A 1,657-nucleotide genomic window follows, 5' to 3' on the forward strand; every position below is an offset into this window, starting at 1 on the left:
CGTTTTCCAAGCGGCGCGCCCTTGTGGCGGAGAATGTCGTAAGCTGTGGTCGCATGGAAAAAGAAGTTCGGCAGCGAGAACGACATCAGAAAGCCTTCCGCCGTGAACGGGAGCGCGCGGTCGCCGACCCTGAAGGTTACGTCGTTGCCGAGGAGCGTATTGACAGCCTCTGGCCGTAGGACGGAAAGCTCATCGCGCGCCTCCGTCACCAGTGCCTGAAGGGCCGCATAGTCGAGGTCTGGTTTAGCAGACGGCGGGGTGAACACACCGCTCTTCGCCGCTTCCATCGCACCGCGTGAATGATGTGCGACCGAGACGATCTGGAAACGGAGCGGCTGCATGTCATGCGTAAGGCGCGACTGGACGATTTCGGCCGGATCAATGCCCTTTTCCTGGAAATGCATGAGGCTCTTCTCAAGAAAGCCGCCGACGGCGCCTAGAATCTGAAGGTAGTTTGCGACGGTCGCGTCGTATAGCGAAAAGGCCATGGCGTAAGTCTCCCTCGGTGTGCTGATCGCGTGCGATAAGTTCCCGGAAATTGCTCAAATTGCAATCGGCATAGAAGGGAAACGGACGCACCGTAGATGTTGGTCAGCTGATGAAGCTCGCCTCCCGTTGTCGGTCGAGAAATTCTCCCGGGTTATGATCAAGTTCCGCTGCCGTTGGGGCGACGGATGTCTCTTGTGGGTCATGATCGTCGTCCATCTGCGATGGACGGCGAACTGGCAATTTCCGCTATGCCCTGTTACCGACTGGGGTCGTGTGGCGGTGCAATAGGTCGCGATGGGCCATGACCGGACCTGTGACTTTCGTGCGCACTCCTTCGGGATCGCTAAAGCGCGACGGGAGACCCGAAATCGCGCTCGCCGTCCCCCTGGCGGGCCGACATGCCAATGCTGCATCAAGGTCGCGCGAGGTCACTGTCGAACAGCGTTATGATGCCGTATCACCTCCTCAATTATGAACTTGAGAAACTTTTCAGCAAAAACTGGATCGAGATTGGCGGCTTCCGCAAGACGTCGCAGTCGTGCAATCTGCGCAACCTCTCGAGTTGGATCTGCTGCCGGCAATCCCGACGACGCCTTGAGCTTGCCAACGAGGCGCGTGCATTTGAAGCGTTCCGCCAACATGTAAACCAACGCTGCATCGATGTTATCAATGCTGGTACGGAGACTTTTGAGCTCTTCGGGTATGGTCGTATCTCCGGGCATCAGTCGTGTTCTTCCTGTGCATAGCTGCTGATTGTGATTCTAGGTCCCTGGTGCGACTTAGTCTGGATTCCTGCTTCCAAGCCTCCGCGAGGTCGGTTTCACCAGCCTCTTCTTGAACGTGTCCGACGGGCATCATCGTATGCACGACCAACATCTGCAAAGGGTCTTGGCTGTGCGAAAACGCCAAGGCGCTTGAGCGCGATAGAAGAAGTTATTCGTTCAAGGCGGTTCTAGCCCTTAAGCTCGCACGCGGCTTCAACTTAGACGACGAACTGAAGAATGTAATTCTAGCCGTGTCTCGATCATTCGCGTTTTTACACAGCCAGGGTCATTCGCGACGACCCCCACCGATCATGAGCGACATCCGATGTCCGCTTCGTCCCGCTTGCGACCGAAACGGCGTGGCACCGCAATATGTCGCAAAGGGCCATTTCCGGACTCATGCG

General features: G+C 56.8%; 2 protein-coding genes. Both read right to left on the minus strand.

Annotated features, from left to right (window positions below):
• Positions 1-488: DUF1993 domain-containing protein (locus tag AC629_RS43930; RefSeq protein ID WP_084810793.1), on the minus strand; the 488-nt coding region annotated here is incomplete at its 3' end.
• A gap of 429 nt (positions 489-917) precedes the next feature.
• Positions 918-1,211, minus strand: a complete 294-nt coding sequence (locus AC629_RS43935; RefSeq protein WP_084810794.1) for a chorismate mutase — start codon at positions 1,209-1,211, stop codon at positions 918-920.
• Between the last annotated feature and the right edge of the window lie 446 nt (positions 1,212-1,657).

The organism is Bradyrhizobium sp. NAS80.1, assembly GCF_001908205.1.
GTDB lineage: Bacteria > Pseudomonadota > Alphaproteobacteria > Rhizobiales > Xanthobacteraceae > Bradyrhizobium.

Excerpts from the sequence above, each read along its gene's own strand:
- AC629_RS43935 (WP_084810794.1), bottom strand. The coding sequence starts at position 1,211 with ATGCCCGGAGATACGACCATACCCGAAGAGCTCAAAAGTCTCCGTACC.